The sequence below is a fragment of the Streptomyces sp. UNOB3_S3 genome (genome assembly GCF_020740895.1).
Classification (GTDB): domain Bacteria; phylum Actinomycetota; class Actinomycetes; order Streptomycetales; family Streptomycetaceae; genus Streptomyces.
This window is the reverse complement of sequence record NZ_JAILXP010000657.1, coordinates 1-1,751: the sequence shown is the minus strand read 5'-3', so window position 1 is coordinate 1,751 and position 1,751 is coordinate 1. Positions and strand designations below refer to the sequence as shown.

General features: G+C 76.9%; 2 protein-coding genes. One reads left to right on the top strand and one right to left on the bottom strand.

Annotated features, from left to right (window positions below; genetic code table 11):
• The first annotated feature begins 30 nt into the window (after positions 1–30).
• A complete protein-coding gene (locus K6I33_RS34775) occupies positions 31–570 on the top strand; it encodes a GNAT family N-acetyltransferase (protein WP_229358790.1) in 540 nt (179 codons plus the stop codon).
• Between the two features lie 74 nt (positions 571–644).
• Here the strand turns inward: K6I33_RS34775 and K6I33_RS34770 are convergent.
• On the bottom strand, positions 645–1,751 hold a 1,107-nt coding region (locus K6I33_RS34770), incomplete at its 5' end, for a TrkA family potassium uptake protein (RefSeq protein ID WP_229358789.1).

Here is a 1,751-nt window from a genome sequence, read left to right as displayed (position 1 = left end):
ACCCCCGCCGACGCGAGGAGGCCCGCCCCCATGCCCGAGCCGCGCACCGCGCACACCTCCGACCTCACCGCCGCCGAACTGGCCGCGATCCGCGCCCTGCTGGACGACTCGTTCGAGGGTCGCTTCACGGACGACGACTGGGACCACGCGCTGTGCGGCATCCACGCCACGGTGTGGGAGGACGGCGTCCTCCTCGCCCACGGCTCGCTGGTCCAGCGCCGGCTGCTGCACGGCGGCCGCGCGCTGCGCACGGGGTACGTCGAGGCCGTCGCCGTGCGCGACGGCCGCCGACGCGAGGGCCTCGCGACGGCGGTGATGGGGGCGCTGGAGGGGGTGCTGCTGCGGGGCGCGTACGAGCTGGGCGCCCTCGGCGCCTCGGATGAGGCGGCTCCGCTGTACACGGGCCGGGGCTGGCGCCAGTGGCGAGGGCCGCTGGCGGTCCTCGCCCCGTCGGGGATGCGGCGCATCCCGGAGGAGGCCGGGAGCGTCTACGTCCTTCCGGTGGCCGCGCCGGGGCCGGACCTGGACGGGGAGCTCGTCTGCGACTGGCGGCCGGGGGACGTGTGGTGAGCCGGCGCGGACACCGGGCCGCCGCGTAGGGCCGAAGGCCGGGGCGGCCCGGCCACGGCCCGCCGGTGCGCCCCTCAGCCGGTCCGGCCGCCGCCCGCGTCCGTGCGGGAGCGGGGCCGGCGGCCCAGCAGCTCCGCCAGGCCCTCCCGGGTCGCGGCCACGACCACCCGGTCCCCGGGTCCCAGGACGTGCCCGGGCGGCGGGTCCCAGCGCGGCGTCCCCTCCGGGCCGCCCACGGCGAGGACCCGCCAGGCGCCGGGGCGGAACGCCTCCCCCGCCGTACGGCCCTGGAGCGCGGCGTGGCCCTCGACCTCCACGGCGGCGATGAGGACGACCTTCCGCTCGACGGGGACCGCCCCCAGGATCCGACGGCGCATCATCGCGCCCGCGAAGGCCGGGGCGGCCAGCGAGGAGACGCTGCGACTGCGGGTCAGGGCCTGGGGGTGGGAGTCCCGCAGGGTGCGGTAGACCGCGCCGGCGAAGCGGTCGTCGTACAGCCGCATGACCACTCGAAGGTCGGGTTTGACGCCTCGCGCGTACAGAACGGCTTCCAGGTTGGTGATGTCGCTACTGGTCAGCGCCAGCAGGGTACGGCTGTCGGCGATCTTGGCCGCCTCCAGGACGCCCTCCTCCGTGATGTCGCCGATGACCGTGGGGACCCGGAGCGAGCGGGCCAGGGCGACGCCCCGGGCCTGCGGGTCGCGCTCCACGCAGACCACCGGGATGCCGAGTTCGCGCAGCCGGGCCAGCACCCGCGCCCCGATCTTGCCGAGCCCCAGCAGCACCACATGCCCGGACAGCCCGCGCGGCGGCCGCGGCAGCGCCGAGGCGGACCGGAACGTACCGAGGCCCTCCAGGGCCGCCGCCACCAGTAGCGGCAGCAGCAACAGCCCCAGCAGCCCGGACAGCAGCTGGAGGATCTGCCGTCCCATGGGCTGCCCGATGGCAGGGTCGTTGATGGCGAAGAGGTCCAGGAGGGACAGATACGCCGCGTGCACCGGCTCCTCCCCCGTCACCAGCCACGACGCGACCGCCAGCCCGCACACGGCCGCCGCCAGCCCCACCAGCGACCAGCGCAGCCGCGGGGAGAAGAACGAACCCAGCGGCAGACTGCGCGCCGCCGCGAACCGCGAGGACGGCGGTGGCGGCGGCGCCGCGTACCGCACGGTCTCCAGCACGAC